The 24769-nt window shown below is 50.4% G+C and carries 29 protein-coding genes; 8 read left to right on the top strand and 21 right to left on the bottom strand.

The window, feature by feature from the left end:
• Positions 1-89 precede the first annotated feature (89 nt).
• Together EVJ29_RS02185 and EVJ29_RS02180 are read right to left on the bottom strand one after the other, a co-directional pair.
• Positions 90-788: a YtxH domain-containing protein gene (locus tag EVJ29_RS02185; RefSeq protein ID WP_070329436.1), complete on the bottom strand. Its 699-nt coding sequence runs from the start codon at positions 786-788 to the stop codon at positions 90-92.
• A gap of 21 nt (positions 789-809) precedes the next feature.
• Complete coding sequence (locus tag EVJ29_RS02180) at positions 810-1328, bottom strand: DUF948 domain-containing protein (protein ID WP_070329435.1); 519 nt, start codon at positions 1326-1328, stop codon at positions 810-812.
• Positions 1329-1500: 172 nt separating this feature from the next.
• On the opposite strand from EVJ29_RS02180, the gene EVJ29_RS02175 reads away from it, so the two are divergent.
• Positions 1501-2613 (top strand): aminopeptidase, encoded by a 1113-nt coding sequence (locus EVJ29_RS02175; RefSeq protein WP_131463850.1) that lies wholly within the window; start codon positions 1501-1503, stop codon positions 2611-2613.
• A gap of 40 nt (positions 2614-2653) precedes the next feature.
• On the opposite strand, the gene EVJ29_RS02170 is transcribed toward EVJ29_RS02175, so the two are convergent.
• The 6 genes from EVJ29_RS02170 to EVJ29_RS02145 all read right to left on the bottom strand — a co-directional run bounded on the left by EVJ29_RS02170 (position 2654) and on the right by EVJ29_RS02145 (position 7324).
• Positions 2654-3106, bottom strand: a complete 453-nt coding sequence (locus tag EVJ29_RS02170; RefSeq protein ID WP_016508447.1) for a Dps family protein — start codon at positions 3104-3106, stop codon at positions 2654-2656.
• A 104-nt stretch (positions 3107-3210) separates the two neighbouring features.
• Entirely contained in the window at positions 3211-4518 is a 1308-nt protein-coding gene (gene murC / locus EVJ29_RS02165; protein WP_070329432.1) for a UDP-N-acetylmuramate--L-alanine ligase, read from the bottom strand.
• An 86-nt stretch (positions 4519-4604) separates the two neighbouring features.
• A complete protein-coding gene (locus EVJ29_RS02160; protein ID WP_131504690.1) occupies positions 4605-5489 on the bottom strand; it encodes a hypothetical protein in 885 nt (294 codons plus the stop codon).
• 54 nt (positions 5490-5543) lie between these two features.
• Complete coding sequence (ytpR, locus tag EVJ29_RS02155) at positions 5544-6164, bottom strand: YtpR family tRNA-binding protein (protein ID WP_070329430.1); 621 nt, start codon at positions 6162-6164, stop codon at positions 5544-5546.
• 48 nt (positions 6165-6212) lie between these two features.
• The gene (locus EVJ29_RS02150; RefSeq protein WP_131504689.1) at positions 6213-7007 is read right to left on the bottom strand and encodes a DUF1444 family protein; all 795 of its coding nucleotides are present in this window, start codon (positions 7005-7007) and stop codon (positions 6213-6215) included.
• A gap of 5 nt (positions 7008-7012) precedes the next feature.
• Positions 7013-7324: a thioredoxin family protein gene (locus EVJ29_RS02145; protein WP_070329428.1), complete on the bottom strand. Its 312-nt coding sequence runs from the start codon at positions 7322-7324 to the stop codon at positions 7013-7015.
• Positions 7325-7438: 114 nt separating this feature from the next.
• Between EVJ29_RS02145 and EVJ29_RS02140 the strand changes: the two genes are divergently transcribed.
• The gene (locus EVJ29_RS02140) at positions 7439-7771 is read left to right on the top strand and encodes a hypothetical protein (protein WP_016508496.1); all 333 of its coding nucleotides are present in this window, start codon (positions 7439-7441) and stop codon (positions 7769-7771) included.
• 65 nt (positions 7772-7836) lie between these two features.
• Here the strand turns inward: EVJ29_RS02140 and EVJ29_RS02135 are convergent, their stop codons facing one another.
• Both EVJ29_RS02135 and EVJ29_RS02130 read right to left on the bottom strand, forming a co-directional pair.
• A complete protein-coding gene (locus tag EVJ29_RS02135; RefSeq protein WP_131463854.1) occupies positions 7837-8853 on the bottom strand; it encodes a PTS transporter subunit IIC in 1017 nt (338 codons plus the stop codon).
• Positions 8854-8981: 128 nt separating this feature from the next.
• Positions 8982-10055, bottom strand: coding sequence for a M42 family metallopeptidase (locus tag EVJ29_RS02130; protein WP_070329426.1), 1074 nt, complete (start codon positions 10053-10055; stop codon positions 8982-8984).
• A gap of 136 nt (positions 10056-10191) precedes the next feature.
• Between EVJ29_RS02130 and EVJ29_RS02125 the strand changes: the two genes are divergently transcribed.
• The 4 genes from EVJ29_RS02125 to dhaM all read left to right on the top strand — a co-directional run bounded on the left by EVJ29_RS02125 (position 10192) and on the right by dhaM (position 12546).
• Entirely contained in the window at positions 10192-10494 is a 303-nt protein-coding gene (locus tag EVJ29_RS02125; protein WP_016508468.1) for a PepSY domain-containing protein, read from the top strand.
• 103 nt (positions 10495-10597) lie between these two features.
• Positions 10598-11575, top strand: a complete 978-nt coding sequence (dhaK, locus tag EVJ29_RS02120) for a dihydroxyacetone kinase subunit DhaK (protein WP_131504688.1) — start codon at positions 10598-10600, stop codon at positions 11573-11575.
• Between the two features lie 19 nt (positions 11576-11594).
• Positions 11595-12185: a dihydroxyacetone kinase subunit DhaL gene (gene dhaL, locus EVJ29_RS02115; RefSeq protein ID WP_071397851.1), complete on the top strand. Its 591-nt coding sequence runs from the start codon at positions 11595-11597 to the stop codon at positions 12183-12185.
• Positions 12181-12546: a dihydroxyacetone kinase phosphoryl donor subunit DhaM gene (gene dhaM / locus EVJ29_RS02110; RefSeq protein WP_330857356.1), complete on the top strand. Its 366-nt coding sequence runs from the start codon at positions 12181-12183 to the stop codon at positions 12544-12546. Before dhaL ends, dhaM begins: the two co-directional genes overlap by 5 nt.
• 140 nt (positions 12547-12686) lie before the next feature.
• Here dhaM and EVJ29_RS15390 read toward each other — a convergent pair whose 3' ends face one another.
• The 3 genes from EVJ29_RS15390 to trmB all read right to left on the bottom strand — a co-directional run bounded on the left by EVJ29_RS15390 (position 12687) and on the right by trmB (position 14332).
• The gene (locus tag EVJ29_RS15390; protein ID WP_070329422.1) at positions 12687-12914 is read right to left on the bottom strand and encodes a hypothetical protein; all 228 of its coding nucleotides are present in this window, start codon (positions 12912-12914) and stop codon (positions 12687-12689) included.
• 155 nt (positions 12915-13069) lie between these two features.
• Positions 13070-13579, bottom strand: a complete 510-nt coding sequence (locus EVJ29_RS02100; RefSeq protein ID WP_236633357.1) for a hypothetical protein — start codon at positions 13577-13579, stop codon at positions 13070-13072.
• A gap of 105 nt (positions 13580-13684) precedes the next feature.
• Complete coding sequence (gene trmB, locus EVJ29_RS02095; protein WP_131463856.1) at positions 13685-14332, bottom strand: tRNA (guanosine(46)-N7)-methyltransferase TrmB; 648 nt, start codon at positions 14330-14332, stop codon at positions 13685-13687.
• Between the two features lie 136 nt (positions 14333-14468).
• Between trmB and cydS the strand changes: the two genes are divergently transcribed.
• Positions 14469-14579 (top strand): cytochrome bd oxidase small subunit CydS, encoded by a 111-nt coding sequence (cydS, locus tag EVJ29_RS15675; protein ID WP_438802343.1) that lies wholly within the window; start codon positions 14469-14471, stop codon positions 14577-14579.
• A 45-nt stretch (positions 14580-14624) separates the two neighbouring features.
• Here cydS and EVJ29_RS02090 read toward each other — a convergent pair whose 3' ends face one another.
• The 6 genes from EVJ29_RS02090 to pepV are packed head-to-tail and all read right to left on the bottom strand — an operon-like array spanning position 14625 to position 21640.
• Positions 14625-15419, bottom strand: a complete 795-nt coding sequence (locus EVJ29_RS02090) for a phosphotransferase family protein (protein ID WP_269089658.1) — start codon at positions 15417-15419, stop codon at positions 14625-14627.
• A 50-nt stretch (positions 15420-15469) separates the two neighbouring features.
• Positions 15470-17635, bottom strand: coding sequence for a type I pullulanase (gene pulA / locus EVJ29_RS02085; RefSeq protein ID WP_070329419.1), 2166 nt, complete (start codon positions 17633-17635; stop codon positions 15470-15472).
• 17 nt (positions 17636-17652) lie between these two features.
• Positions 17653-18492, bottom strand: a complete 840-nt coding sequence (locus EVJ29_RS02080) for an NERD domain-containing protein (protein ID WP_071397856.1) — start codon at positions 18490-18492, stop codon at positions 17653-17655.
• Positions 18462-19037 (bottom strand): RNA 2',3'-cyclic phosphodiesterase, encoded by a 576-nt coding sequence (thpR, locus tag EVJ29_RS02075; protein ID WP_131490414.1) that lies wholly within the window; start codon positions 19035-19037, stop codon positions 18462-18464. Before thpR ends, EVJ29_RS02080 begins: the two co-directional genes overlap by 31 nt.
• A gap of 6 nt (positions 19038-19043) precedes the next feature.
• Positions 19044-20195 carry an MFS transporter gene (locus EVJ29_RS02070; RefSeq protein WP_236633356.1) on the bottom strand — a complete coding sequence of 384 codons (1152 nt, stop codon included), beginning with the start codon at positions 20193-20195 and terminating at the stop codon, positions 19044-19046.
• Positions 20196-20254: 59 nt separating this feature from the next.
• Positions 20255-21640 (bottom strand): dipeptidase PepV, encoded by a 1386-nt coding sequence (pepV, locus tag EVJ29_RS02065; protein ID WP_131463862.1) that lies wholly within the window; start codon positions 21638-21640, stop codon positions 20255-20257.
• A 306-nt stretch (positions 21641-21946) separates the two neighbouring features.
• Between pepV and EVJ29_RS02060 the strand changes: the two genes are divergently transcribed.
• Positions 21947-22168, top strand: coding sequence for a DeoR family transcriptional regulator (locus tag EVJ29_RS02060; protein WP_083274163.1), 222 nt, complete (start codon positions 21947-21949; stop codon positions 22166-22168).
• 99 nt (positions 22169-22267) lie between these two features.
• Here the strand turns inward: EVJ29_RS02060 and EVJ29_RS02055 are convergent, their stop codons facing one another.
• Together EVJ29_RS02055 and EVJ29_RS02050 are read right to left on the bottom strand one after the other, a co-directional pair.
• Positions 22268-22978 carry a pseudouridine synthase gene (locus EVJ29_RS02055; protein WP_131504685.1) on the bottom strand — a complete coding sequence of 237 codons (711 nt, stop codon included), beginning with the start codon at positions 22976-22978 and terminating at the stop codon, positions 22268-22270.
• Positions 22968-24674 carry a putative polysaccharide biosynthesis protein gene (locus tag EVJ29_RS02050; protein ID WP_131504684.1) on the bottom strand — a complete coding sequence of 569 codons (1707 nt, stop codon included), beginning with the start codon at positions 24672-24674 and terminating at the stop codon, positions 22968-22970. Before EVJ29_RS02050 ends, EVJ29_RS02055 begins: the two co-directional genes overlap by 11 nt.
• Between the last annotated feature and the right edge of the window lie 95 nt (positions 24675-24769).

Raw genomic sequence — 24769 nt, 5'->3', positions numbered from 1 at the left:
AGCGAACTTTATTCGCTTTGTCATAGACAAATGGGCTGTGACACAAAATCCACAAAAAAAGTGTCCGGATTGTCCGGACACTTGACGCATTATTTATTGCCGTTCTTCAAGTCGTTCTTCAATTCTTTCAGCTCTTGTTTTGATTCATCGTCGAGCAAGTCTTTGACAGGTGCCTCGAAATCCGACTCATAGTTCGTCGACTCGTCGCGACTATTCTTCGGCTCTTGCTTGCTCGCATTCGACTTATTCGTGTTCGATTTGTTCGCATTCGAATTGTTCGCTTTCGAGTTTGACTCGCCTTTTGATTGGGCCGATTCTGGTTTAGCGTCCGTGTCAGCTTGTTTTGTTGCTTCGCTTGACGTCTCTTCTGCTGCTTGATCGAGCTGTTCTTTCACTTCGGCTTCCGCTTCCGCGACGAGCTGATCCGCTTTTTCCATCGCTTCTTCGATTGAGAGTTCATCTTCGTCGACTTGCTGTTTCAGTTCAGCAGCCTCGCGTGCCTTATCTTTGACGAGATTGAGGACCGGAGCAGCCTTGTCGCTCGCTACTTTGATCCATTCCCCGACGACCGGCTCAGCTTTTTCACGTACTTCTTTTGATTTGACGGTCAAGCGTTCACGTGAAGTCGATGTTTTCTCATCGAGATAAGTACGTACTTCGCGTCCACTTTTTGGCGAGGTGAGCAAGGCAACGGCTGCACCGATGATACCGCCGAGGACGACGCCGGCTAGGAATCCGCCGCTTGATTGCTGATCTTGATTTGTTTGGTCTTTTTTAACGTATGTCATAATATATCCTCCTTGGGCTTGTTATGATTTGATTGTATCGTCTGTCGCGATTAATCCTGGTGAGACCGACGGCGTGTCTTGCTTACGCTCCCGGCGGCCACGACGGCGTGACGGGCGCTCTTCTGAAGAAGTTTCTGTTTTGTTTTTCTTGAATAATTCTACTGCGACCGAGCCCCAACGTACAGCTTGGGCAATCTGGTCTTTATTTTCGTCTGCTGCCACGTGAACCGATGAAGAAACTGTTCGTACCGACTCAGTCACTTCATTTAGCGAAGTACCAAGTTCGTCGAGGGCATGTGCCACCGGTGCGAGCAACTCTGTCTTCTCTTCCACGTTATCTACGAGACGGTTCGTCTTATGTAAGAGCGCCGTCACTTCCATTGTGATGCCATCTAATTGACGTTCTAAATTTTCTGTCGTATTCGCGACGCTGCCGAGTGTGCGATTGACGTTCGACAAGACGCGAGCCAAGAAAAATACGAGTACGACAAATGCAAGTGCTGCGATGAGCCCTGCAATGCCTCCTAAGGTGATTTCCATTCGTCCATTCCTCCTGTTCGATTATGTGGTGGTTTCATTATAGCACCATTATGACTGAAAAGATTTGTCACTACCGTTTTCGCCATCCGGTCTGATTATTCCTTTACCCGTTTTTATGTTTTCGATTACACTAAAATAGAAATAAATTAAAAAAAGTTTAAGGGGTGTTTGTATGAGAGATCCAAGAATCACGCAATTGGCAGACGGATTGATCAATTATTCAACCGAATTAAAGCCAGGCGAACGCGTTCTCATCGAGAATTTCGGCGTCGAGGAGTCGCTCGTCGAGGCACTTGTCGAAAAAGCGTACGAAGCCGGGGGGCAGCCGTTCGTCTTGTTGAAAGAAAGCCGTATCTTGCGGAAGTTATACACGCAAGCAAGCAAGGAACAACTCGAGTTGATGGCCGACATCGAACGCAAGCAAATGCAAGCGATGGACGCCTATATCGGTCTCCGTGCGGGTGATAACATTAACGAGCTGTCGGACGTTCCCGCCGAGCAACAAAAGCTTGTCGGCGCCACAATCGGTAAAATGCATACGGAAGATCGCGTCAAAGGGACGAAATGGGTCGTCTTACGTTACCCATCACCGTCAATGGCCCAACTCGCCGGAAAATCGACGGAGGCGTTCGAAGACTTCTATTTCAACGTCTGCACACTCGATTACGGCAAGATGGACCGGGCTATGGACGCACTCGTCACGCTCATGGACCAGACCGACCGTGTCACGATTAAAGGACCAGGCACGGAGCTCACGTTCTCAATCAAAGACATCCCAGCCATCAAGTGCTCAGGTCAAATGAACATCCCGGACGGAGAAGTGTTCACCGCACCGGTCAAAGATTCAATCAACGGCGTCATCACGTACAACACGCCATCGCCGTACCACGGTTTTACGTTCGAGAACGTGACGCTGACATTTAAAGACGGAAAAATCGTCGAAGCGACGGCGAACGATACCGAGCGCATCAATGAAGTGTTCGATACGGACGAAGGAGCTCGTTACGTCGGCGAATTTGCGATCGGCGTGAACCCTTACATCCAACACCCGATGAAAGATATTTTATTCGATGAGAAAATCGATGGCAGTTTCCATTTCACCCCGGGACAAGCGTATGACGATGCCTATAACGGCAACAACTCTTCCATCCATTGGGACCTCGTCAATATCCAACGTCCTGACTATGGCGGCGGTGAGATTTGGTTTGACGACGTCTTGATCCGGAAAGACGGCCGTTTCGTCGTCGACACGTTACAACCGTTGAATCCAGAAAACTTAAAATGAACAAAAAAAAGGTGCGCCTCCAAATTGGCGCACCTTTTCGTTATAGTTTCGTCTTTCTGCCGAGAGCAGCAGACATCATCCAAATTTCTTTTTCGAGACGCTCGATGTGGGAAACGAACGTATCTTCGATCGCTTCGTCCCCGTCTTCAAAGTTTTCCATCGCATCTTGCATCTCTTGACGAATTTGTTTGAAGTCATTGATCACGTCTTTGATCATTTGTTCTGTATCGGCGTGACGATCACCTTCTTGTAGTGTCGAGTGCTCTAAATACTCTTTCATCGTCGCATACGGTTCCCCGTCATTCATGAGTAAACGCTCGGCGACATCGTCATACAGCTCAGCGACCAAGTTGTAAAGCTCCTCTAATTTTTCATGGTATGTGAAGAAGTGAGGTCCGCTAATATACCAGTGGTAGTTATGAAGTTTGACGAATAATAGGCCGTAGTTGGCCACCTCTTTGTTCAACGTATTCAATGAGCCTTGGCTTGCCATCCTTAACATCTCCTTTTTTGTGTTCAGTCGATAATACTATTTCCTTCTTTATTCGAGTTTAAACACAAAAAAAAAGCGAATGGCCCGGGCCATCCGCTCACAACTTACGCTTCGAGTTTGACGAAGTTCTCATACTCGCGTTGATACGTCTGAATATCTCCTGCTCCCATGAACAACAAGACCGCATCACGATGTTGACGGAGAACGCCGACATCAGGACGTTTCAATACGTTCGCACCGTCGATTCGCGATTGAAGGTCTTCGATCGTGACCGTTCCTTCTTGTTCTCGGGCTGAGCCAAAGATATCGCACAAATAAACGGCGTCCGCTTCGGCGAGTGATGACGCGAAGTCATCCATAAACGACTTGAGACGCGTGTACGTATGCGGTTGGAAAATCGCGACGACTTCCCGTCCGGCGTACTTTTTACGTGCCGCTTCGACGGTGGCACTGATTTCGCGCGGGTGATGCGCGTAATCATCGATCAGGACTTGTCCATCGAGCGTCGATTCACTGAAACGGCGTTTAACGCCGTTGAACGTCTCGAGGCGCTCTTTCACAAGATCTTTCGATAAGTTCTCGTAGTCGCACGTCGCGATGACGGCAAGGGCGTTCAAGACGCTGTGGTTACCATATCCCGGAATGCGGAACGTCCCATAGAAATCGTCACGCAAATAGACGTCAAACGTCGTCCCGTTATCCGTCGAGTTCACGTTTTCGGCACGGAAATCGTTATGGGCACCAAACCCGTAATAGACGATCGGCACGTTCGCTTGAATCTGTTGAAGATTCTCATCGTCACCACAAGCGATAATACCTTTTTCCACTTGTTTCGCCATTTCTTGGAACGCATCAATGACATCGTCTAAGCCAGAGAAATAATCTGAATGATCAAAATCGACATTCGTCATAATCGCATAGTCTGGGCGATAGTAAAGGAAGTGACGCTTATACTCACACGCTTCAAACACGAAGTTTTTCGAGTCTTCCACGCCTTCGCCCGTACCGTCTCCGATCAAGAATGACGTCGGCTCAATCCCACGCATGACATGAGCGAGCAGACCCGTAGTAGACGTCTTTCCATGCGATCCTGTGATGGCGACACTTGTATAATGATCCGCTAGTTCACCAAGGAACTCGTAATATTTATAAATCGTCAAACCGAGCTCACGCGCGCGCAAGATTTCAGGATGATCGTCAGTGAACGCATTTCCTTGAACGACGATTTGACCTTCAGTAATATTTTCAGGATCAAACGGAAGAATTTCGATACCTTTCCGTTTCAATGCTTCTTCTGTAAAAAATGTTTTGTCAACGTCCGAACCTCGGACTTCATTGTTCATATCATTTAAAATTTGAGCTAAAGGACTCATGCCCGTTCCTTTAATTCCGACGAAGTGATAACGGTTCATCTGTAAATAGCCCCCCTAATTCATTGCGGTTTGCAGAAAAAGCGACAAACCTTTGTCATTATAGCAAAACTCATGGAGTCGTGCTATTACAGATTATTGTTTTTTTGAGCAAGGCGTCGGCTGCGGTACATCGCCATCCGGTCTTGCGGAGTCATCATGACGTTCAATGGAGGGCTATCCGCTTTGTAAGACACGTTGACAGCAGGTGTCAACTCGGCTTCGTCAAGAGCGTGAAAGGGCTCGTCGGTATCGGTCTGTAATGTTTTTGCAACATCCTCGACGACAGGAGCTACTTCTTCGACCGATGTCACTCCGATTGAAACGTCCGTTGAAGCTGCCTCTTCTTTTTCTTCACGGACGACGATCTTTGACGTTTTCAAATGGGTCGAACCCATGAACACCGAGGCAAAACCGTCTTCTAAAATAGATACGTCTCCGAGTAACGGTTTCAGATCACTCGACGAGTCGGATGCGTTGTCGGCCTCCGACACAGAAGACTCATCAGCGCTCACGTCAGACGTTTCCTGGGAAATAGTCGCCTCTTCTGGCTCAGAAGGCTCGGCCACAGTCTGATGTTCTGCCGAGACCGTTTCCTCTACCACGAATGGTGACTCCATCGACTCGTTCACTTCCACGACAACCTCGTCTGGAACGAAAGGTTCTGTAACTTGCACAGGTTCGTCGACGACTATTTCCTCGTTAGCAGGCACTACAGTCGATGGTTCTGGATCAATATCAGGCTCGCTTTGATTGATGGACAGATCGTCCCTCGTCTCGGGCGAATGCTCGGTCGGTAAGTTGATCTTTGGTTTCGGTCGCGCATATCCATAAATCGGAGATGGGACGTCAGACGGAATAAACTCGCCCGTTGGTTCAGGTTTTGGTGCAGGCGCACTTTTCTTCCCTTCTTGGGATAGTTCGCGCCGAATTCGCTCTGCTTGCTGTTTTAATGAACGTTCATATGCATCCATACTTGATTCCTCGCTTTTTCGCTCAATCCTAATTTAGCAAAAAATCGGTCGAGTTTAGCGACCGATTTCAAATGCTTTCCCTACTTCATATTCGTCATCTAACACTAAAATCCCTTTTTCTTGCGGCGCATCAGGGAGGTTCAACTCGCGTGCTGAACAAATCATCCCGTGCGAGCTCTCCCCACGGAGTTTAGACGGCCGGATAATGAGACCAGACGGCATGACCGCTCCTGGTTTCGCGACGACGACCTTCTGCCCGGCCGCAACGTTCGGTGCTCCACAAACGATTTGAACCGTACCTTGATCGATCTCGACTTGGCAGATCGATAATTTATCCGCATCGGGATGTTTCTCAGCCGATTCGACATAACCGACAACGAACGTCGGTGTGAAGTCGACGCCCGATAAATCCGCTTCGATATTTTGCTTACGTAAAATGACACCGAGCGTCTCAATCAATTCTGCCGTCAAGTCGACCGACCCATGCCAGTCACTGACATTGAAATAATTACTCGCATTGAACACGTTGTAGCCGTTCACTGATCCGTCCGCCGCTTTAACGATGGCGACATCGTCTTTTCGTTCGACGACTTGATGATGGCGATCACCTTCTTTTAACAACACCATGAGAACATCGCCAATTCCTTCACGGTTATAAAAAGCATTAATTTGCATACGTAAATACGCCCCTTCTTTCAAACTAGACACAAATAGTTTAGCAGATTATGCGTCCGTTGGTGGGTTCTTTTTTCCAACAATAAAAATTGGTTCGAGAACGCCGTCCTCATAATGAAACGCAAGAGCTGTCACCGGGATGCGTCCGTTCGTAAAAAAGTCGAACATGAGCTGTTGCATCACGTCGTATCCTTGATCGTTCCGGATATCGGCGATGATCATCCCATCTTGATGCGGCACCCCGACTAACATGTCTCCTTCGATTCGTCGATCCATGACCCGTAAAAATTCGTCATTGAGGATACGAGACGCCTCGTAGCCGTCACGGGCAGATAGGAAATAGAATTTGTTGCCGGCGACATCGTCTTCTTTTAAGTCGGTCGGTAACTTTTTCACGTTATCCCGCGCCACTTGATCGACTCGCTCTTTCGTCATCGTCGCATTCAAATGCCGCTCTTCAATCAAACGATACCCGTTGCCAAGGTCGAGGGCATAGTAGATGGCCGTCTCCGCCGTATGCGGTGTCATGACGAGCGCTTCTCCGGTTTTTGTTTCTGTCGAGAACGAACCGGCCCGAATGACCGGGAAAATTTGGGCTTCGTTGCCGACTAATTCAATCTCTTGGTCGGCTGTAAGGGCCGTTTTTATATATTCGACGACTTCTTCAACCGCAACATTGCCGCGAACTTTTGCTTTGGCAACAAGTGGGGCCAGTCGAATGTTGACGCCGAACCGGTCAGCTGCCCGTTCGATTCGCAACACTTCATTTTCTCTGTCATAAGACGTCCGATACCCGTCAGTGAATTGACGTTCGATCGCTCGACGCAGTTCATTCCGTTCCATCTAGATCACCCTAACTCGCTAAGAAATGCTTCGACTTGCTCCGGCGTTTTACGTTCGCGTCCGACATAGCGGTCCACTTCTTGCCCACCGTTAAAAGCGACAAAACTCGGAATTCCGAAAATATCGAGTTCTTGTGCGAGCTCCATCCATTCGTCACGGTCGACGTAGTAGAACGTCCACTCATTGAACTTTGATTCAAGTTCGGGCATGAACGGATCGAGGAAGCGGCAATCGCCACACCATGTCGCCGAGAACATAAACACAGTCTTTCCTTGCTTCGCTTCCGTATATTCAGTCATCGTTGTCAGTCGTTTCATCTTCATCACTCCTGTTCTATTTTCCTCGTTAATGATAGCATAAGTCCGTTCTCACAATCCGCTCTCGTGTTTTGCTATAATCAAGGGCGAAGACTATTTGAAAAAGGTGACGATATGACAAAATGGACGCGTGAACAATTAAATCCGGATATGAAACACCCACTCGAACAGCTCGTCGGCGCCGTCGGAATGCTCTCTATTCTCCGCTACGGGTACTTGTTCATCGATACAGATAAGACACGAAGTCAGATTCTCGTTTGGCTCATCGTTGGATTCGCCATCATTTACATCGTAGAACGTGGATTGAAACGCCTTGTCCGCTACTTGCCGATTGTCAGGAAACGTTTTTTACTTCCCATCTACGCATTGATACTCACGCTGTTCTTCGTCAGCTTTAGAATCCCGCGCGAAACCGTCGAGACCGTCCGTAACTTCTTCGGCTGGTGATCTGCTCGGCGTCAAATGAATAAGCGTCTCGCAACTTGGCGAGACGCTTATTTTTGTGTGTCGGTTCAATATTCGATTTTCATATCATTCGGCTGAATCCGGTTCATCCGGGTCAATACTTGATATACCGCATAGCTGAGTATGGCCGGACCGACGATCAAGAAACCGAAGACGACGATCAACGTATGCCAACTGAAGCCCATCGTTTCGAGCATGACGATCGGACCGACGAGGCCGCTCGTCCCCATCCCGGCTCCGGCCGCGACACTCTCTAATTCAAACAACAAGATGGCGATCGGGGCGAGCACCGCACCGGCAACCGTCGGGGGCAGTAGGATCCATGGATTTTTGACGATATTCCCGACTTGAAGCATCGACGTGCCGATCCCTTGAGCAACCGATCCGCCGATGCCGTTGTCACGGTAACTCGTGATCGCGAACCCGACCATTTGGGCCGCACAACCGACCGTCGCCGCACCGGCGGCGATCCCGCTAAGCCCGAGCATGAGCGCGATGGCCGCGCTTGAAATCGGGGCCGTCAACGCGAGACCCATGAGCGTCGCGACGATGACGCCCATAACGAGCGGTTGTTGTTCAGTCCCCCACTCGATCCACGTGCCAAGTTGGGTCATGAACAGACCGACATATTTCCCGATATACGTCGCACTCAAGTAGCCGATCGCGATCGTCGTGAATGGCGTCACTAAAATATCAAGCTTCGTCGACTTCGAAACGAGTTTGGCCAGTTCGACCGAAAGAAGCGTCGCGACGTAACTACCCGCCGGCCCGAACTCATAGCCGAACGTCCCGACGACGAGCGCTGAAAACAAGATGAGTGGCGGAGCCTGGAGCGCATAGGCAATTGCAATCCCGATGGCTGGTCCCGTCAAACTTATGGCGACGTCTCCGATTTGTTGGAGTGTATCACCGAGACCGCTAACGCTCGTGCCGAGCAATTGTCCGCCAATCGTCTTCATGATCAACCCGATAATGAGTGTACTGAATAATCCGAGTGCCATATAGCTGAGCGCCGTCACAAAGTAGAGTGACGGGCTGAGCGTGATCCCTTTCTTCTTGAGCATGGGATTCACCCCTCTTTCTATTGTCTTGTCAGTCGTAAAGTTTCTGTCTTCACACTTTTATCAGTATAATCTTTTCCCGGTAAATATCAACAGAAAAAAACGCCACTCGGTTAAAGTGGCGTCGTTCATTAACGGGATGCGCGAAGCGTTTCCATCGTCGAGCGGTCTAACCGTTTGACGAGCGCTTTTAGAAGCGCTTTGGCCGCATCGTAGTCATCCGTGTGCAAAATCGAGGCGTGCGTATGAATGTAACGGGCTGCGACGCCGATGACGGCGGTCGGCACACCTTGCCCACTCATATGGATACGACCTGCGTCCGTCCCACCTGGTGACACGAAGTATTGTGTCTTAATGTTTTCATCTGACGCTGTATCTAGCAAGAAGTCACGCATCTCAGGAGACATGACCATGACGCGGTCAAGAATCCGGATGAGCGCGCCTTCGCCGAGCTGACCGAATTCCGTCTTATTGCCGGAAGCATCATTGGCTGGCGACGCATCGAGCACGAGCGCGACGTCCGGCTGAATCATCTCGGCAGCCGTCTGGGCCCCGCGCAGGCCGACTTCTTCTTGGACAGTCGCACCCGAGAACAAAATGTTCGGGTGATCTGCTTTGGTCGTTTCTTCGAGCAACTCGACGGCGAGACCGACGCCGTAGCGGTTGTCCCATGCTTTGGCCATAATTTTTTTCGGATGGTGGAGCGGAGTGAATTCACTCGTCGGCACGGCAGGAACTCCTGGCCGGACGCCCCATGACTCCGCCTCTTCTTTTGAGTCGGCCCCAATATCGATGAACATCTGCTTGATTTCCATCGGTTTGTTCTGTGCCTCAGGCCCGAGTAAATGCGGAGGCGTCGAGGCGACGACACCCGGGATTTTCCCGTTCGATGTTATGATGTCGAACCGTTGTGCCATCAGCACTTGGCTCCACCAGCCGCCGAGCGGTTGTATGTACAACATTCCGTTCTCTGTGATCCGTGTGACCATGAACGCGACTTCATCCATATGACCGGCGACCATGATGCGTGGTCCCGACTCGTCCCCGACTCGTTTCCCGAAGATTGAACCGATTCCGTCCGTCATCACTTCATCGACGTGCGGGGTGATCCGATCGCGGACAAATTGCCGAACTTCTGATTCGAAACCAGGCGCTCCTGGCAATTCTGTCAACGTCTTAAATAATTCTCTCGTTTTTTGTTCCATTTTATTTCATCCTTTCACTCGTTCTGGTCTCATTATATACAGAATATTTCGATGGAAGCGAATGCTTTTCATTCCAATGGGGTACAGGTTTTGGTACGATGTATGTGATAGCCATAGTTCAAGGGGAGGTAGTCATATGAAGAAAAGGTATTGGTTAGTTGGAATCGGGGTTGCCGTCGTTGCCGCACTTATGACGAAAAAAGTGTTAGATGAACGAAGCTTATCGGCTGAAGATGCGCTCGAGTACACGAAACGGGCATTCTCAGCGAAAGGTCACGTCCAAGGCGCATGGATCTCGGCATCACCAGAGATTTATACTTATGACGGTCGTGAGTATGATGTTTACAAAGGCGGGATTTCGGTCCTCGAGAGCGACGAAGAAAAAACGTACCAATTCACGGTCGATTCAGAGACTGGCGCTTTACTTGAATATGCATGAAACAAAGTCGGCGAAACAATTCGCCGACTTTTTTGTTTAGTCCGTTCGAAAGAGTGGAAAATTGAGAATGGTAGTTTTCAAACTTAAAAAGGAGTGATCCCACGTGAAAAAACTGATTGGTGAAGCAAGTGAACTTGTGTCGCAAATGGTCAAAGGGATGGTCCACGCCCATCCTGAACTGTACGGTCGCGTCGAAGGGGTGAACGTCATCTGCAGAGCGGACGGCGCCAAGTCCGGAAAAGTCGGACTCGTCTCAGGTGGCGGAAGCGGGCATGAACCTGCACACGCCGGTTACGTTGGCGATGGGATGCTCGACGCCGCTGTCTGTGGTGAAGTGTTCACGTCCCCGACCCCAGACATGGTACTCGAAGGCATCAAAGCGGCAGACGGCGGCAATGGTGTGTTACTCGTTGTCAAAAACTATGCTGGTGATGTCATGAACTTTGAACTAGCCGGCGAACTCGCCGACGCCGAAGGGATCAAAGTCGATCACGTCGTCGTCGCTGATGACGTCGCGATTGCGAATAAAGAAGACCGCCGTGGCGTAGCGGGCACGGTGTTCGTGCATAAGATTGCCGGAGCCGCAGCAGCGAGCGGGAAGTCATTGGAAGAAGTGAAAGCGCTTGCCGAGAAAGTCGCATCTCACGTCCGCTCGATGGGAATGGCGGTCGAGCCGTGCTACATGCCCGTGAGCGGTAAACCCGGCTTTGACCTGAACGAGGAAGAGATGGAAATCGGAATCGGGATTCACGGCGAGCGCGGTGTCGAACGGAAACCGACGACCGACGTCGATTCGATTGTCGACGACCTACTCGAACATTTGACAAAAGAAGTCGAGCCTGGAGAAGTCGCCGTCATGGTCAACGGTATGGGTGGGACACCGCTGTCTGAGCTTTACGTGACGTACCACTTCGTTGCCAAAAAATTAGAAGCAGCTGGTTACACGTTAAAACGTAAATACGTCGGTAACTATATGACATCTCTCGAGATGCATGGTTTCTCCATCACCCTGTTACCGCTCGACGATGAATTGACAAGTTATCTTGACGCGCCATCAGCGGCGCTCGGTTTCAAAATCTAACAAACGAGGTGTTTAATCGATGTTGACGATTGAAGGGTTCAAACAAGCGCTACGCCATGCCCAATCTGAGATTGAAGCGAATAAAGATACACTGACAGACCTAGACCGGGCGATCGGGGACGGTGACCACGGCATCAATATGTCACGCGGCTTTGATGCGGTCGTTGCGATCCTCGACGATGAGTACGCTTCTCTCGGTGAGTTGAGTAAGAAAGTCGGGATGACGCTCATGTCAAAAGTCGGTGGTGCGGCCGGTCCACTCTACGGTTCGGCATTCGTCAAAGCAGCACCGAAATTTGGTGACGCGACCGAGGCCGACTTCGCGCTCGTGAAAGAAGCGCTAGAGGAAGGGACGGCTGCGATCAAAGCTCGTGGCAAGTCCACCGCCGGGCAAAAGACAATGGTCGACGTCTGGGAGCCATTTTTAGACGGTTTGAGTGAATCAGATGATTTCACCTCAAAGTTGGATCATCTCGTCAATGAGACGGAGGGGATGCTGGCGACGAAAGGCCGCGCCTCATACTTCGGAGAGAACTCTCGCGGTACAATCGACCCTGGCGCGTTGTCCAGTTCAATCGTCTTGAAAGCGATCATGAAGGAGGTCGATTGACATCGTAGAGCTCATCATCGTTTCGCATAGCGCTAAAATTGGTGAAGGGATTCAAGATTTGATGAAAGAGATGGCTCCAGCCGTTCCGATTCATCTTGCGAGCGGACTAGAAGACGGCAGTATCGGAACCGATGTGACCCGTATCCTCGAGGCCATCGAAACCGTCGGCAAAGAGGCACTCATCCTGTCCGATATCGGATCGGCGACGATGAACGCTGAGCTTGCCATCGATATGTATGAAGGCGATAAGAAAATCAAGTTCTATGACGGCCCGATCGTCGAGAGCGCGTTCGTCGCAGCCGTCTCTTCAGGAAACGGCATGGGTCTTGATCAAATTATGGAACAGTTGAAAATGACGTAAAAAAAGATCCAATTCGCGAAAAGCGAATTGGCTCTTTTTTTATGTTCGATGACCTTGAGGCGCTCTGCCCGGCACAAGATTGAAAAAATGGTATGTATACAGTCTCTCCAGGCCAGTGAACTGGCCAACTTCTTCATGTTTTATGCGGTGGCTGCCATAAGGTTGGCGCGATGGACGATGGAGAAGTCGACATGGCGGTCAATCTTACGGACGAGGTGGTTTTTCGGGACCAACTGGTCTAACGAGGCGTCGGTGCGGATCGGTTCATGATGATTCCCTTCCTGTTCGGAGGCGGTGACGGTCCATACATACCGTTTTCCGTTTTCATCGGTTCTAAGAACATATCCAGGGCTTTTCTCGTCGGCCATCGAGGCCTCAGAAAAAGACAAACGGCCGCCAAATGGCGACCGTTTGCGTTGCTCGTCCGACGGCGCCCCGACTCCTGCAGGAAAGCGTGGGCGCCGGAAGGACGAGCGATTCTATTGATGTTAGTCAACAAGCTGAAGGGCCTCTCGGCTCTTTTTTAACGTGGATTATCGTTTTTCTCATAAATCGGATTCATGTAATCTGTTGTCGAGTAGAAGCGTGGTACGACGAAGAAAAGAATGAGCGCCGGAACCGCGATTAAGAGCAACATGATCAAGACCGGCAACCAGTAGATGATCTGTTGACCGAGCATGTCAATGTTCGCGTCCGAAAACTCGGTCGCACCTTCGACTTCGACAAGGTCAGCCGTCGTGAGAATCTTGTTGTCCGTCGCATCGTAATAATGGAACTCCGTCTTACGTGTGATGAAGATGCCGTCACGTACCGTATCGAGTTCGACGACCGCCGCGATGACTTCGTTGCCGTTCGAGTGCGTGAGCGTCTCTTCTTTGACGATCTTAGCCGTTCCTTCTTTATAGTCGTAATGCGTCGCTTTCAAATCCTCTTCGAGTGCGTCTAAGAACGCCTCGTTTGCCGAGGTATTGAGTGGTGCGATTGTTAGAATGAAGATTACTGCAAGCAGGCTTGCCCATGCTTTTTTCAACATCCCCATATTCCCCCTTCTCTAATTCCAATTTAGCGTCATTCCTATTGTACCAAGAAGAAAGAAAAAAGTGTGAAGAAAATGCTATCAAAATAAGAAAAAAGCGTGTCAAATTTTCGGACGGAACGCTGCTTCCATCCGGTAGATTGGCTGACCCATGGCGCTGAAGCGCTCTTCGTACTCGGTACGAACGTTGTCACCCGGTTCGTTTGCGTGCAAATCGAGTGAAATATCCGTGAAGTACATGCCGTATTGGCTCATGCTCTCGAGCGAATATTCGAACAGACTTCGGTTGTCTGTCTTAAAGTGGATTTCGCCCCCGCGAGGCAGAATCGCTTCGTATGTGGCTAAAAACGTCTTATACGTCAAGCGACGCTTCGCATGTCTCGTCTTCGGCCAAGGGTCCGAGAAGTTCAAGTAAACGCGGTCGACTTCCCCTGCTTCGAAGTAATCGACGAGTTGCTTCGCATCGACGGTCAAGACGCGTACGTTTGGCATCGGCGTTTCGACGAGTTTTTGGACGATCGAGACGGCAACGCTCTCGAATAGCTCGATGGCGATAAAGTTGGCGTCCGGGAACTGTTGGGCCATCCCGAGAACGAATTGCCCTTTCCCAGAACCGACCTCGATAAAGAGTGGATTGTCGTTACCGAATTCGGTTTTCCAACTCCCTTTCAACTGTTCGGGATTCGTGATAAATACATGTTCTTGGGCTTGCATATAGTCTTTAGCCCAAGGTTTATGGCGTAAGCGCATTGAAATCCTACCTTTCGTTCATGAAATGTTCAAGTTTCTGCTGACTGAGCCGCTTCACGCGAGCAGTCCCCTTGCGATTATACACGAAATCATTGTTTAATGAACATGAATCATCCCTCACAAGGAGGTTAAATCAATGAGCACGTTAGACCAATTCTTAATCTTTTATGCGGCCCCGCTCACGTTTTTCGGCGCCGTCATCGCTACGTTCGTCTGGGCGTACTTTATGAAACCTGAAGATGTCTGATGTATATCGAAAGGGATGACTCACATTCGTGAGCCATCCCTTTTTTCATTGCGTCCGTTCATCCGCTTCGTCGAGAAGCTCACGAAGCACGGTCAAACCTTCAACTCTTGCCATGACGCTCTGTTCACCATAGATGGTCAACACCGTCTGGGCAATCGCGTACCAGTGCATCCGGTAATGAAGATCGGCGGTCAGCGTGATCCCGTAATGGCTGAACCACTCTTCCCAATCGACTTCATCGACATAGCTATAGACGACCATCGCCAAATCAAACGCGCGATCCGCGATAATGGCGTCGTCCCAATCGGTCAAATAAAGAAGTCCCGACTCATCCTCAATCCAATTATTGTGGTTGAGGTCAGAGTGACAAACGACCAGTTCGCGCTCGTCATCGGGCAGCCGATGGTCTGATAACCAACGGACCGCCTCATCGATCGTCTCATCTGCCTCATCTTGCTCATAGGCGGCACATTGCCGGTACAACAGTTCTGAAGTGACCGGTGTATGGTTTAACTGCTGTAACATGAATAATAGCTCTTTCGAATGATGGATCTTTCCGAGTTGCGCCGCCACTTCGGAACGCTCCATGTCGGCAGGCGATAACTCGCGACCTTCGATGAACTGTTGGGCACTGAGAACGTCTCCGTTGAACATCCGCTTCGTCCACAATAGTTTCGGGACGATGCCTTCGGCGGATAGAATCGCTAAAAATGGAGACGAATTCCGTTTAACAAAGATTTTTTGTTGGTGCGTCGTCGCTACGTACGCTTCACCCGTAATCCCGCCTGCGGAAGCCACTGTCCACTCTTCACCGAGGGCACCGATTATATCTGAATACATGTTCATCACGCTCAAATCTCATTGGAAGTTAAAAAGATACAATCACAATATTAACACGCGATAATCGTCATTGACAACGACTCGACTTGAATCTGACTCGGGTTTCGAACAATCGGCGTCAAACTCGCCTTATCCCCTTGCACGTATACGTTCCAGTCGCCTTCGGCTTGGAACGTCACTTGCTCGAACGTCCCGTTCAAATACACACGCACTCGCTGCCAAGCATCGTAAGAATGGCTTGCTGTCAGTTCGTAAGCGATCACACCAGGTGGCGACGGGAGAAACTTGAACTGCTCGACTACTTTTTGCCGGGTATCATATCGGAAACACGTGTGGCGCCGGCGTAACTTGAGCAGCGTTTTCACATACTCCACTTCTGTCGCCCGACTGTCACGAAGGTCCCAATCAAAATGATTGATCCGATCAGGGGCGTTGTAGCTGTTCTCTACGCCTTGTTTCGTCCGACCGAACTCTTGTCCGGCGTGAAGGAACGGAACGCCTTGTGACGTAATGACGATCGCCGTGGCCAGCCGTTGCATCCGTAACCTCGTCGTCTCATCCGTATCCTCACAAGCGAGCAGCAATTTATCAAACGTCGTATAGTTATCGTGCGCTTCCACATAATTGATCGTATATTGCGGACTCGGGAACCGACCGACGGTGACGTTCGGAATCTGAACGGCACCGGTGATGCATTCACGAAGTTCCCACTCCCGCCATTCGTTCCCGGATACGAAGCCGCGCTCGCGCTCGTTGAACGAGGAACCTTTCAGCGCATCTCGCATCATATCGTTAAAATGACCAATTCGTGGCATATGCGCCGCATTGTGGGAAGACGCCTTCAAGGACGGGCCGAGCGGTGTCGCCAAATCCCAACCTTCTCCATAGATCAAGATAGACCTGTCGACTTTATCAAGCGACGTCCGAACTTGGTTCATCGTTTCCACATCATGGATCCCCATCAAATCGAATCGAAAACCGTCAACTTGATACGTCGTCGCAAAATAAGTGATGCAATCGACAATCATGCGACGCATCATATACCGCTCAGACGCTGTGTCATTCCCGACACCGGTACCGTTTGCGACCGTTCCGTCGTGCTCATACCGGAAATAATAATACGGCACGAGCGCTTCGAGCGACGACTGTTCACGAATGAACACATGGTTCATGACGACATCGACGACGACGCGCATCCCGGTTTTGTGTAACTCATTCACCATTCGGGCATATTCGAGCACTCTTGTTGTCGGGGCGCTTGGGTCTGAGGCGTAGCTCCCTTCTAAAGCGAACCAATGAATCGGGTCGTACCCCCAGTTATAAGGCATGCGTGTCAACTCGTCGACGCTGCCGAAGTCATGCACCGGGAGCAATTGCAAATGTGTGACGCCTAACTCTTTCAAGTAATCGAGACCGGCACTCTTGTCACCGGTCGTCCGAATCCCGGTTTCGACGATGCTGCCGTACAATCCGTTTAAACGGCTCGTCGAAGCGGGGTGGCTCGTGAAGTCGCGGATATGAAGTTCGTAGATGACGGCGTCAGTCGCTTTTCGGAGCGGCGGCCGTAACACCGGTTCAACGTGTTTCGCAATCTCGGCTTCGACATCGACCAATACGCCAAATTCGCCATTCAGGCTGACGGCTTTCGCGTAAGGGTCGACGATATCGTTCGTTTCGACCGGTGTTTTGACGTGAAGACGGTATAGTAAACCTTCGTAACCTTTTGGCACCTCGGCATGCCAGACGCCGCGGCTACCGCGCATCATCCGAAATCGCTCGATTTCCCGATGCGTGTCTTCATCATGCACCGTCACCCAAATCGAGAAAGCGACAGGTGACCAGACGAATACGTCAATCACATTTATGCCAAAGAGGAGTCCGAGCGGTCCATCGTAGGCGTATCTGCGTTCAAATTCATTCGTCTGGACAATTTCTCTCGGGACGACCACGATTGTTTTATGTCCAGGATGAAATACGGTATAAACCGATTCCAGCGTTACCGGGCGCGCGAGACGGATATCCCGTTCAATCGTCCCGGCCTCAGTTGATCGTTCTTCGAGCACCACGTAAGTAACAGGGCGCCCATTTTGCTCGATTTGTACTGGAATGGACTCATATTCGGCGATGACTTCGAGTCGAACCGTCTCAAATGAGAGGAGCGTTGCCCGCTCGATTGTTACATGCGTTGTCGCCTGTTGATCAGGTGTGTGATACATACTCGTTCCATCCTCTCCTACTGATCCAAAAATTGTCGAAACGGCATCTGTGCTGTCGTATCTAGAAGTTTCGCCACATCTCGAATTTGTTGGGCTTTCACGATGGATGCCCTCGCATTGACTTGTTTCATCCATTGGTCGTAATCCGACCGTGAAACAAACTGGGTCGCGCGTGTCTCCGGCACATGATCGAAATAGCCGTTCGGAGCCAACGCCACTTTTTGGATGACCCCATCATAGGACGGAAGAAACTGCCTTACGATTTCTTCGGTGCGTGTCAATGCGATGAGCGGATTGACTACACGTTTATTTTCCCCTTTGAGTGGTTGATGAATCCAAGTCTTCTGTTTCGATACGTGATAGATGCTGCGGTCACCTTCAAGCCATTCAACGAGATAAATATGCGACGGCCCAACGATGATATGGCTTAGTTCAACCATGGCCCCGTTCCACTCGACGACAGGACGATACATGAAAAAGTGATGCTCGTTCCATTCTGTGAGCATATGCCGATAACTATAGTCCCGCAAAAAAGCTAATAGTGGCATGTCCGCTTCTGTTGCCCCTTCGCACGCAAATTGAAGCTTTTGGATGCGGCGCCGGTTTGTGAGCAGCGTTTGAAATTGTTTTTCCGTCAACGGGTTCGCTTCGAGCTCGATGCGCTCCGTACGACGCCAAAATTTCCACCACGGGTTTTCAAACTCCATGATTTCCGGCGGAGTTAGCCGATTTGAGTCGTAGAGTCTGCGCATTCGCGCCGTATCGGATTCGATATACTCTTGAAAACGATTGAATTGATCGAGCATGTTCCGTTCATATTTAGAAATTACGTCAAAAATTTTAATCGGGATCGCCATGTGTCCTCCTCTGAATGCGCTAGCGGAAATACTTCAACTGCTTCATAGGCAGGAGTCTTTGTCGGATTGATTCGATAGAGCACTACTTCTGTGATTGCTTCTTCCACGTCAAACGCAGGTGCGATATAAGGGATCCGCTCGCCGGTATCCCATTTCTTTGCAAGGGTGACGTGTGCTGCGAACGGTTTCCGATCGATTGCTGAAATCTCTTCTGCCAATTTGCGCCGAAGTGTACTGACGAATGTCGAAAGCGCTACAGACGGATTCGGGATGATTGTCAGCACGCGCGGACGATCGGGTCTCCCAAAATGATCAATCTGCTGAAAATATAACGTGAACGGCGCCGTTTCGTGCGCCACGTCTCGAGTGATCTCTTTGACTGCCTCTACTTGGTCATCGTCTAATGCCCCTAAAAATTGAAGCGTCAAATGAAATTCCTCTGGTCGATAAACGCGGCGATAGGAATAGAACGGTAAGATGTCCCGTTGGATTTGTTCAAACTGTCGCGCTTCGATCGGGAGCGCTATAAAATAATGTGTCGACATCGCTCGTCATCCTTTCTCACGGAACCGTCTCAGTCCCAAGAATAAAATCGCGCCGATGACACTGACTGCTGTGTACATCCAAAATACACCGATAATGCTGTCTACTTCAATGATAATCCCGCTCAACTGATTGAATGCGGCTGTCGCCAAGCCCGATGTGACAGCCATATAGACGCCAATCGCTGTCGAGGTGACGTTTAAGCTGACGAGACTTCGGACAAACTGAAGTGCAACCGGAATGAGCAACCCGACGACGAGTCCTTGAACGATGGCGAGCAACCAAACGACCCACAACGACGGTTCGAGTGCGAGCCAACCGTTCCGAAGCGCTGAAATCAAAGCTGCCCCAGCGAGTACGTTGACAGTGCCGAGACGTGCGACAATTTGATGCGCCACTTTCATAAACGGGATCTCACAGAGCACCGCCACTAAAAACAACGTCCCGACGAGCGTCGTCGAGCCGCCGATGCTCGTCACATAAATGCCAAAGTAGTAGTTGTTTGCGTAAATCGGACCAAAGACGAGCATGCCGCCGACTAAAAACGCCACGAACGGTGCATTCCAAATGGCTGACCAAGCGAACGGGGCTGCTGTCGTCGTATGGGTTACACCCGTATCCGTAATTTGCTTCAAGGCGACGGTTCCGACGACGAGCACGATCGCACTAAGCAGAAACGTACTCGATAACCCCCATGACGTATCCGCAATCCGGCCGATCATGAAGACCGCGATAGCAAACCCGGCCGAGCCGAACAAACGGATGGCTCCGTAATCGATTTTAGCGCGGGACGTGTAATCGAGCGTCATCATATCGACGAGCGGAATGTGGGCACATTGAAATATCGACCAGACTATCATCAACAGAATGATCCAGACGTACGATGTCGCAAATAAAAATGTGATTGAGATTGCCGCAGCCGCAATCATTGCTAACATTAACCAGGCGCGGGTTCGGCCCGTGCGGTCGGCCAGCATGCCCCAGAGTGGTTGTACACCAATCGATAAAATGGGCAAGATAGCGACGATCGTCCCGACCTCACTTGGTGACAAATCAAAACGTGCTTGTGAGAAGAACAAGGCCATGTATGGGATGAGGGCGCCTTGTGCGAAAAAGATGGCGACATAAATCGATTGAAACGATTTTTTTTGCTGGTTCACGTTCAACTTCCTTCCTAACAGACAGAGAGCCGACCGATGCAGTCAGCTCTCAAAGGTTATTATTTAGCGAGCTCGTAAATTGCTTCCGCATAGATTGCGGCCGCACGTAATAAATCTTCAACTTCCATATACTCGTCGACCTGATGGGCGACATCTTTCGCTCCCGGGAACAACGCGCCGAACGCGACGCCGGCTTCGAGCGAGCGGGCATACGTACCGCCTCCGATTGCCATCAGGTGCGCTGATTCACCAGTTTGGCGCTCATAGACGCCTGCTAATGTTGTCACGAGCGGATGGTCTTCCGAAACGTGGTGTGGCGGCATATGGTGTTTTGTCGTCAATTCGAAACCGAATGACAACGCGATTTCTTTCAAGTTTTGCAGACGTTCCGTGAACTTTGCCGTATACGGGTAACGGATGTTGACCGTCGCCATTCGCTCCGTGTCGTTGTAGCGGAAGACGCCACCGTTGATCGTCAAATCCCCGGTCTCGTCGCTCGCTTCAATACCGAGCGAGATGCCGCGTGAGTCCGCAAAGACGTGACGGACGAACTCGATGTAGCGCTCACCTTGAATATCGAGCGCGAGCGTGAGCAGGAAGCCTGCGAGCACGTAGGCCGCGTTCACCCCGTTGTCTGGTTCCATCGCGTGGGCCGCGACGCCTTTTATTGTGAACGTGTACATCCCTTCTTCAAAAACACACGTCCCGTCCGCTTCATACTTCTCGAGATACGCCTCGAATTGGTCTTCGAGCACTTCATTCGTTTTCAACACCGCTGTCGCAACGTCTGGCACCATGTTCGGGCGTTCCCCGCTGATGAACGAGACGAGGTGATGTTTCGTTCCCGTGCCGTGCTGGATCGGAAGTTGCTTGAGCACGCCATCGTATAGACCTTTCTCGGCGTTGATGATCGGGAAATCGGCGTCAGGCGCAAACCCATACGTCGGCATCTCTTCTTGTTTGAAGTACTCACGTACGCAACGCCACTCGCTCTCTTCGTCACAGCCCGCAATGAGACGGACCCGTTTCGATAGTGGCAAACCGAGCTCTTTGACGATCCGCAGTCCGTAATAGGCAGCCATCGTCGGTCCTTTATCGTCATTGCTGCCGCGTGCAAAAATTTTGCCGTCGGTGATTGTCGGGTTGAACGCCCCATATGTCCACCCGTCCCCGGCCGGTACGACATCGAGATGGCACAAGATGCCGACGAGTTCTTCACCTTCGCCGTATTCTAAATGTCCCGCATATCCGTCGACATCCTTTGTGATAAAGCCATCACGTTGACCTAGCTCGAGCATATAGTCGAGCGCTTGACGGACTTCTGGGCCGAACGGCTCGTTCGGTCCTGTTTTCGATTCGTTTAACACGCTCGGAATTGTAAGTAATCCTTTAAGATCGTTTAAAAACGCATCTTTTCGTAAGTCGACTTCTTGTCTCCAGTTCATGTCAATCTCCCCTTTGCGAATGTTCTCTCCCTTATTAGTATATCCAAATGTCAGAAAGACGAACATTTATTTCGAAAATAATTTTTCGTTCGTCTTTAAGCTCTATAACCGATGATTTACAGTTCGTTCATTCGATATTTACGTTCATAACATGTTCTTTACATTGAAATCGTTCGTTCTTTTCTCTTGCTTTTCTGTTTAGGAGCGTTATACTTAAGATGTAATTTTAGAAAATAACAATTTCATATTTCATTCGTCGTCCGTCGGTTTCGTCTTTCACCATTCTACGCATTGGGAGGTCATCCAATGAAAGGTTCAACAGATCGTATGCTAACCCGTATTAAGTCGATTTATTTATTTATCAACGAAAGGGATTGCGTTACCACTTCAGAACTAGTAGAAGAGTTCGGCATCACATCACGCACTGTCCAGCGTGATTTGAACGTACTTGAATACAACAATCTTGTAGAAAGTCCGAGTCGCGGCACGTGGACGTCATCGAAACGTTCACTGAAGACGGCAAATTGAATATAATTACAAGGGGTTCCGCGAGCGGGGCCTCTTTTTTTACATAAAAAATGAGACCGGATGCCTTTCCGACATCCGGTCTCACTTTTCACTCCTGATTCATGACAAAAACTGTTCGACTTCTGCTTCAGTCAGTTCACGGTATTCACCAGGCTGTAACGATTCATCGAGTTCGAGCGGTCCAATTTGGACACGTTCGAGCTGTTCGACGTGCTTACCGACCGCAGCGATCATCCGCTTGACCTGATGATACTTCCCTTCCGACAACGTCAGGCGAACGACCGATTTTTGGCCCGTCTGACTGAGCACTTCAAGACGCGCCGGTTTCGTCGTGTATCCGTCCTCGAGAGCGACTCCTTCCGCGAACATGCGGATGTCCTCGACCGCAATCTCACCGTCGACTTCGGCGATATACACCTTGTCGACGTGTTTACGCGGTGACATGAGAGCGTGGTTGAACGCCCCATCGTTCGTGATGAGCAGCAGGCCCGTCGTATCTTTGTCGAGACGACCGACAGGAAACAGCTCGTAATGGGCGTAAGCCGGGTCGATCAATTCGATGACCGTCGACTCAACTTTGTCCTCGGTCGCACTGATGACACCAGCCGGCTTATTCATCATCAAGTAGACGAACGGACGGTACTCGACCGGCTCACCGAGCACGGTGACCGTCTCACTGTCCGTGTCGACGTGACGTTTCGCATCTTTCACAGGTTGGTCGTCGATTCGAACCGCTCCCTGTTTTAATAACAGTTTCACGTCTTTACGTGAACCATAGCCCATATTGGCTAACAACTTATCAATTCGCATTATTTTTCCTCCGATATTGGAATCGTTTTCCTAACAGTTTCCCGGCCAAGTGGCTTCTCCATCCGAGATAGCCATACACGACGAGCCCGATCCCGAAGCCGACGACGGTCGCAACGATGTCATTGCTCCAACTCGGTTGGTCATTCAGCGTGATGAACAACGACCCATACACCGCAACGAACATCGCCGCACCCATCGCAAACATGAGGATCGTGCGACGTAACAGTTGTTTGTATGGGAACTGAAGTGCCCGTTGAATCTTCCACACCATGAGGATGATCGCCACGATGTATCCGGCAATCGTCGCATAACCGGCACCGATGCCGCCGAGCGCGTATACAAACGGGACGTTCAAGACGACTTTCGTCAAGAGCCCCATCGCTGTCGCGAAAATCGTGAAGTATTGTTTATTGATTCCTTGCAAAATTGCCGCAGCGACCGAGTAATAGGCGAGGAAGAATGCACTCGGTGCGTAATGGAGCAAGTAGACCCACCCTTCCCGGTCACCCGGGAAGAGCGTCCCAAACAACGGCTCTGAGAGCGCGACGAGTCCGATGACGGCTGGAATCGTCACGAAGAACGATACTTGGAAAATATGATTGACTTGATTGCGGACTTTATCCATGTCCCCGTGTGTGAACGATCGGGTGACGAGTGGAATCGTCGCCATCGACACACTGGCCGCGATCGATACCGGGATCAAAACGATCTTGTGGGCGTTACCGGTCAAAAAACCGAACGCCGACGTCGCCTCAGCCACCGATTTCCCAGCGTTGAGCAGCGTGTTGACCATCGTCAACTGATCGACGAACTGGTAGAGCGGTGTCGACAAGCCGACCATGACGATCGGAATCGAGTAGCTGAGCAATTCGAGCAAGAGCGATTTCATCGAACGGACCGGCGTTCCTTCAGGGTTGTCGGTCTGTCGATGAATGTCTTTTCGCTTGCGCCAGTACATCGCGAGGACGACGATACTCCCGATCGCACCGATGAACGCGCTGAACGTCGCGATCGTCACGGCGAGCACTTTCAATCCGTTCAGTTCCGTCGTCTCGACCGCCGCCGTCCCGCCGAGCGTGTCAGCGAGCGGACGAACGAACTCCGAGTCTGAGAAGACGAACAAGACGAGCATCGTTCCGCTGAGCAAGAACATGATGCGTACGATCTGTTCGATGACTTGTGAGATGGCCGTCGGGGCCATATCTTGATGTCCCTGGAAATAACCACGGACCATACTCATCGCCGGGATGAGCAAGAGCGCAAAACTGACGCTTCTTGTGACGAGCGTGAGCGAGTCGATATACTGTTGATTATTTTCCGAATTGCGGACCATGAGCTCCGACAACCACGGAGCGGCAAAAAAGAGTAAGAAAAAGGCGACGACACCGGTCGCGAGCATCAGCTTCATCCCTTGCCGGAACAGCCGTTGACTCGTCCCATACTCGCCGAGCGCGTTATACTTGGCGATGAATTTTGAGACGGCAACCGGGATCCCTGCCGTCGAGATGGCGATCATGAGCGCATAATACGTATATGCCGCTTGGTATAACGTAACACCGGCAATCCCGACCATCGCTTGGAACGGGAACGTGTACAGCAGTCCGAGCGCACGGGAAATCAAGTTCCCGGCTGATAAGAGCAGCGTTCCTTTGACGAAGGATTCTCGTCCTGAATCTTGTTTGACGCTTGATGACATGAGATACCTCCATCTATTCATACAACGTTTGAAATGTCCTAGTTTTACAAAACAACCGTTTCTCATTATACTCTTACTGTTGCGGATAATAAAGT

Origin of the sequence: Exiguobacterium sp. SH4S7 (assembly GCF_004336795.1) — a bacterium.
GTDB classification, from domain to species: Bacteria; Bacillota; Bacilli; order Exiguobacteriales; family Exiguobacteriaceae; genus Exiguobacterium; species Exiguobacterium aurantiacum_A.
Note: the sequence above shows the minus strand (reverse complement) of the source record. Positions and strands in the feature narration are given on the sequence as shown.